The following is a 5,795-nucleotide window of genomic DNA, read 5'->3' as shown; positions in this document are numbered from 1 at the left end:
CGCATCTGTGGCCCTCTCGCTGCATGTGGCGGGCCATCTGACGCGAGCCGTACCAAGGCGTCTCCAGGAATTGTCGGCTCGGCCGACGCCGCGCCGCCAAATGCCGATGCCATGTTCTCAATTGCCGTTTTCTTCCATCCGCTGATCATGGTCGGATGGACGCCGTACTTTTTGGACAGTTCGGCCGTCGTCAACTCTTCACGGATGGCTTCAAGCGCAACCTTGGCCTTGAACTCCGCCGAATAGCGTTTCCGCCTCGTCATCTGGGGTATTCCTTCGTCAGTCGCTACAGCTTAGCAACTGGTCCGAAATCTCGCGACCACCTCTGGCATCACCGGATTGCTTGAGGACTGTCATCGTTGCGTTCGTCAGATTGGCAAACATGTTGAGGTTGACGTGGATTTTTCAGACATCCGAGCCCTGGACAGACGACTTACCGGGATCCTCGAGGCGCTACTGGCCGCTCCAAAGCAAAACGCATCACCAAACTGTGAAGCTGTGAAAAGCAAAATTCGCGCGTTGATAAGCGAGCGTAACTAACGGCTTACGAACCTGCACCCGACAAGAACAGGTTTCACCGAGAAGCCTCAAGGTCCGACTGCGCCTTGGTAATATGATCTACGAGTGCGTTGCCGGCCACCTCACTCCTGCTTTCCAAAACGGATTCCTTGATGGCCTCATGCTCGACTATGCTGCGTTCAAGCCAGTCCATTCGGCGTTTTGATTCCACGATCTTGCTGTAAGCCATCAGTCTGTACCGACGGGTCAAATCATACTGGTTCTTGATAAGTTCAATCAAAGACGGCGAGCCGCAATTCCTCGTTAGCGCCAGGTGGAACTCCTTATTAGCCTCGTCCCAATCCAGGATCGAAGCCGCCATCGATGTGGAAAATTCCCCTTCCACTTCCCGTAGGATATGGTGTTTTGCAACGACATAGGCACGCCATGCCCGATCGCTACGGTCTATTGACCACAACAGAGCAAGGCGCTCGAGTTCAGCGCGAACCCGCGTCAGATCCGCAAGTTCCTCGACGGATACTTTGGCGACAAAAAACCCTCGTTGATCGACACCGCTCACATATTTTTCGCCGGCCAAAGTTGACAATGCTTCCCTGACAGATGGTGCGCTAACACCACCATATTTAGAGCGGATTGCCTCAATTTGGAGCTTTTGCCCCGGCTCCAGCACTCCGAGGGAGATGTCCCTTCTCAGTTCATCTACCAATGTGCTGATAATCGAGTTTTTTCCCCCCATGTGCCGATACCTCAAGTCTTTCAGATGGTTGTCTTGTGTTAACCTAGCAGGGCTGCGAAACGAGCGGTAGCACAAAAAAATAAGATAATTAGGCAATATATAAGATAAACATTGACCGGCCCAGCAGTTTCACGCTATTTCAGGGAATTGTAGATAACATGGGAGGACATCATATGTCACTTTTCTCTAAAACGCTGAAAGCCGCTGCCCTGGGCGCTCTCATCGGAGGCATCACAACAGCTGCCTTCGCACAAGATATCAAGTTTTTCACCATCGGTACCGGTGGTACTTCCTTTACCTATTATCCGGTCGGAGGGGTTATCGCAAATGCGATTTCAAAACCGCCGGGTTCTCGCGAATGTGGCGAGGGCGGTTCCTGCGGTGTTGAAGGGCTGATCGCTTCAGCGGTTTCGTCTCGCGGCTCGGTCGACAACGTCAACGCCATCATCTCGGGGCTGCGAAATTCGGGTTTCGCTCAGTCAGATGTTGCCTATTGGGCCTACACCGGAACGGGCACGCAGGAGGGAAAGGAACCTGCCAAGGACCTGCGCACCATTGCTGCCCTCTTTGAAGAACACATTCACCTGGTGACACTTGAAGGCAGCGGCATCAATTCGGTTGCAGACCTGAAAGGCAAGCGCGTCTCCGTCGATGAGCCTGGCTCAGGCACTTACGTGGATGCTGGTCTTATCATGGAGGCCAATGGCCTGACCTACAGTGACATCACCGAAGAGAACCTCAAGGGTGGCGCCGCCACCGAAGCTTTGCGCAATGGGAAGCTCGACGCGCTGTTTGTTGTTGCTGGCTACCCCAGTGGCGCACTTGTCGAACTTGCATCAGCAGCAGATATGAAACTGGTGCCAATCACAGGTGAAGGCGCCGACGCGCTGGTTTCAAAATACGGTTTCTTTGCATCTTCCGAAATCCCTGCCGACGCCTATGAGAGTGTTGCGGCCACGCCAACAGTATCGGTTGGCGCGCAGTGGTTCACAAATGCGAACGAAGAAGAGGAGCTGATCTATCAGATCACCAAGGCGCTCTGGAACGAGGAAAGCCGTCGTCTTCTGGATGTCGGACATGCCAAGGGGAAGACGATCACGCCTGATACTGCGCTGTTCGGTGTTGGTGTGCCGCTGCACCCGGGCGCTGAGCGTTACTACAAAGAAGCAGGTTTAATGAAATAAGGCGGGCCACAGGCTGGGGGGCTCGGCGCAGGTGCGTGATTGCACCTGCGCCGCTTTTACAAGAGAAACAAAAGATCAGCTTTTGTGGGAGGAATTGAATGGAACAGAGGACGCCAAGCCAGGCGGAGCTGGAACGCATTGAGCGAGAATATGATCGCGAAATGGCCTTCCGTCTCACCGGGCGCAATTTGACCATCGCGATCTCGGCCATATTGGTCGCAATGTCGGTTTATCACTTCTACGCTTCCGGATTTGGACTGATCCGAGAACTCCTTCATCGCGGTATCCATCTGTCCTTCGTTCTAGGACTTGTCTTTTTGCTATTTGGCTGGCGCAGAACAACCGAGAGCGTGTTGGGTCAGGCGGTGTGGTATCGGCCTCAGGGCGTCCACATCCTTGACTACATTTTTGCGTTCCTCGCTGTTTGCGCAGCGCTTTACCTGCCTCTGTTGCCGCCGGAGATCGTATCAGAGCGCATCGGGAACCCCTCGAATTCCGACGTATTTCTCGGCACCGCCCTCATTCTCATAACACTTGAGGCAGCAAGACGCGCGGTAGGCCCAACTCTCCCGATCATAGCGATCATCTTCATTCTTTTTGCAATTTTCGGTCCCTGGGCTCCTGGCGCGCTCAAACACGGTGGATCGTCTTGGCTCGGACTGGTGAACCATCTCTACATGACCAACCAGGGCATCTACGGCATCGCCATTGGTGTCATGGCGCAATATGTATTTCTGTTCATCCTGTTTGGTGTTCTTGCGACGCGGATCGGTCTTGGCAAACTCTTCATTGACCTGGCCATGGTGGTTGCGGGCCGCTATTCCGGTGGTCCAGCAAAGGTTGCCATATTCTCCTCGGCCTTCATGGGAACGATATCCGGCTCATCGATCGCAAACACTGTGACCACCGGTGCCCTGACAATTCCGGCGATGAAAAAAGTAGGCTATCCGCCTCATTTCGCCGGTGCAGTCGAGGCCACCGCATCAACCGGAGGTCAGATAACGCCTCCGATCCTCGGCGCGGCTGCCTTCATCATGGTGGAGTATCTTGAAATACCACTGCGCGATGTGCTCGCCGCAGCCCTCTTTCCCGCGTTGTTGCACTATTTCGGGATCTTCATCATGGTGCATCTGGAGGCTCGCAAACTCGGCTTGCGGGGTCTCAACGCCGACGAGCTGCCAAAGCTTGGCATTGTTCTGAAAGAGCATTTTCTGGCGATCATTCCGCTCATCATACTGGTCTACCTGATCTTATCCGGGCGCACCCCTGATTTTGCGGCCGTTTACGGCATCATCGCTTGTGTGGTTGTTGGCTTTTTGAACCGTGTCAATCGCCTCAACCTAATGGACCTTTGGGACGCTCTGGCGATCGGCGCAAAGAGTACGATTTCGGTCGGCGCGGCAGCTGCTACCGTTGGCATTGTTGTCGGAGTGGTGACGCTCACCGGCGTCGGCTTCCGCCTCGGTTATGTCGTGGTGCAAACGGCCAGCGATCTGGGAGCCATCACGTCAGCAGTCTGGCCGCTGTCTCTCTTTACGATCACCCAATGGGCACTTTTCTTCTCTCTCCTGCTGATTGCCATTGCCTGTATCATCATGGGTGCCGGCATTCCAACAACAGCGACCTATATCATTCTGGTGGCGGTTGCGGCCCCTGCCCTGGCGCAGCTTCAAGTCGAACCCATCGTTGCTCACTTCTTTGTGTTTTATTACGGCGTGCTGGCAGACATTACGCCACCCGTCGCACTCGCCGCCTACGCTGCCGCCGGCATCGCGGGTTCAAATCCGTTTAAGACCGGTAACACTGCATTCCGACTGGGCATTGCCAAGGCACTTGTGCCTTTTGTCTTCGTCTATTCCCCTGCACTGCTGCTGATCGCCGACGGCTTCACATGGGCTGAATTCACAATTACGCTCATCGGCGCGATGATGGGAATTGCTGCTCTCGGTATCGCCTTTTCCGGATTCTGGCTGACACAGATGAACAAGCTCGAACGCTATTGGGTCGGCGCTGTCGCATTCCTCTTTTTAGCGCCTGGACTCATGACGCTGGCCATCGGTTTAGCGTTGCTTTTGCCAGTCCTGTTAACTCAGTGGCGAAGGTTAGGAAAACCAGTTGAACAATCATAATATAAGGTGTTAATAGGGATTAAATGATATTTTGTTCAGCGAGGAGGCTGTGACAAGGTCTCTCTCCAACGCGGCCCAACGCGAACACCAAACCCCTAGGGAGAGGAACATATGAAAAATACACTCATCTCGTTCGGTCTGGCCGCTGGTATTGCCTCGGCCGAAACCCGCATCACTTATAAATCGGCGAAGACGACATCGTCATAATTATCAGATGGCGGTTCAGATAGCAGAAGCCATGAAGGCAGGCTCGAACGGCGATATCATCGTCACCGTTGAGGAGAGCCAGGGTTCGGTCCAAAACGTGATGGAGACCAAGGCCCGAGGCGCCGATTATGTCTTCACCACGCCACCGGTTCTCGTCAAGCTTGCCCAAGGTGGCAAGGCGATGTTTGAAGGCAAAGGCGATCCTAAGTTTGATGAAATCCGGGCGCTCTTTCCCATCCCGTCGTTGACGATGCATTTTGTGAGGTAGTGTCGCAAGCGCATATTGGATACTCTCCGGCGCGGCACACAAGCTCGGAATACTACCATTGCCCTGTGGCGCCTATGATGTCATTCGCGCCAATATTAGGAATTGGTTATATTCCGAACTCGGCTTTCAGTGTCTGCAGATCGTCAACGAATTGATCTCTCATCTGCTTCGTATAAATCCGGGTGATGCGCCCATCATTCTGCCGCTGCACAATTTTGCGCAGATCGTTTTGTCTTGCTTTCCACGTCAATCCGCCGGTGACGAACAGCAGATTCGTATCCGGTCGCTTCGCTTCAATGATTGCATCGAGATCACCGATAATGTCGGTCAACTTCGAACCGGTCGCGCCGTAGCCCTTACATTCAATTAAAATGTGTGGCTGAAGCTTTTCCGGAATAGCAAAATCACATTTCGCTGGTTGACGCGGTCCCTGGAAACTGCAGCGGACCTCATAATTTTCGCCGAAAACTTCGCCAACTATTTCTTCAGCCCAGTCTTCGAGCTCACGGCCCCGCCTCAGCCCGGTGACTGCACTGCCGCGTCCATACCGAAGCCTCTCTTTCAGGATATCGCTCCAAACGGGCTTCGCATTTACGACAGCAGTCATCGCATCCCGTAAGCCGGCCTTGTTGCATGGATCGCCACGCCGCAGTATCTCCAACGTTCACTCTGACGCGAGCGACTGTCGATGCCTTACAAATTCAATGATGCCCGTCGCGACAAGTTCCCGAAGGCAAGATATGCGGTGGCAA

Annotated in this window: 4 protein-coding genes and 2 pseudogenes; 3 read left to right on the top strand and 3 right to left on the bottom strand. The window is 53.9% G+C overall.

The window, feature by feature from the left end; all coding sequences use genetic code 11:
* Positions 1-263 (bottom strand): annotated as a pseudogene (locus Q0835_RS29190) (transposase); the annotation flags it as partial.
* A 311-nt stretch (positions 264-574) separates the two neighbouring features.
* Positions 575-1,255 carry an FCD domain-containing protein gene (locus Q0835_RS29185; protein ID WP_298966868.1) on the bottom strand — a complete coding sequence of 227 codons (681 nt, stop codon included), beginning with the start codon at positions 1,253-1,255 and terminating at the stop codon, positions 575-577.
* 173 nt (positions 1,256-1,428) lie between these two features.
* Here Q0835_RS29185 and Q0835_RS29180 point away from each other — a divergent pair, with 173 nt between their 5' ends.
* The 3 genes and pseudogenes from Q0835_RS29180 to Q0835_RS29170 form a co-directional block, all read left to right on the top strand.
* Positions 1,429-2,439 (top strand): TAXI family TRAP transporter solute-binding subunit, encoded by a 1,011-nt coding sequence (locus Q0835_RS29180; RefSeq protein ID WP_298966865.1) that lies wholly within the window; start codon positions 1,429-1,431, stop codon positions 2,437-2,439.
* Positions 2,440-2,537: 98 nt separating this feature from the next.
* On the top strand, positions 2,538-4,568 hold the full coding sequence (locus Q0835_RS29175) for a TRAP transporter fused permease subunit (RefSeq protein WP_298966862.1): 2,031 nt from the start codon (positions 2,538-2,540) through the stop codon (positions 4,566-4,568).
* A 111-nt stretch (positions 4,569-4,679) separates the two neighbouring features.
* A pseudogene (locus Q0835_RS29170) lies at positions 4,680-5,037 on the top strand (TAXI family TRAP transporter solute-binding subunit); the annotation flags it as partial.
* A gap of 112 nt (positions 5,038-5,149) precedes the next feature.
* On the opposite strand, the gene Q0835_RS29165 reads toward Q0835_RS29170, so the two are convergent.
* Complete coding sequence (locus Q0835_RS29165; RefSeq protein WP_298966859.1) at positions 5,150-5,650, bottom strand: DpnII family type II restriction endonuclease; 501 nt, start codon at positions 5,648-5,650, stop codon at positions 5,150-5,152.
* Between the last annotated feature and the right edge of the window lie 145 nt (positions 5,651-5,795).

It is taken from the genome of uncultured Roseibium sp., assembly GCF_947499295.1.
Taxonomy (GTDB): domain Bacteria; phylum Pseudomonadota; class Alphaproteobacteria; order Rhizobiales; family Stappiaceae; genus Roseibium.
This window is presented reverse-complemented; position numbering and strand designations above follow the sequence as displayed.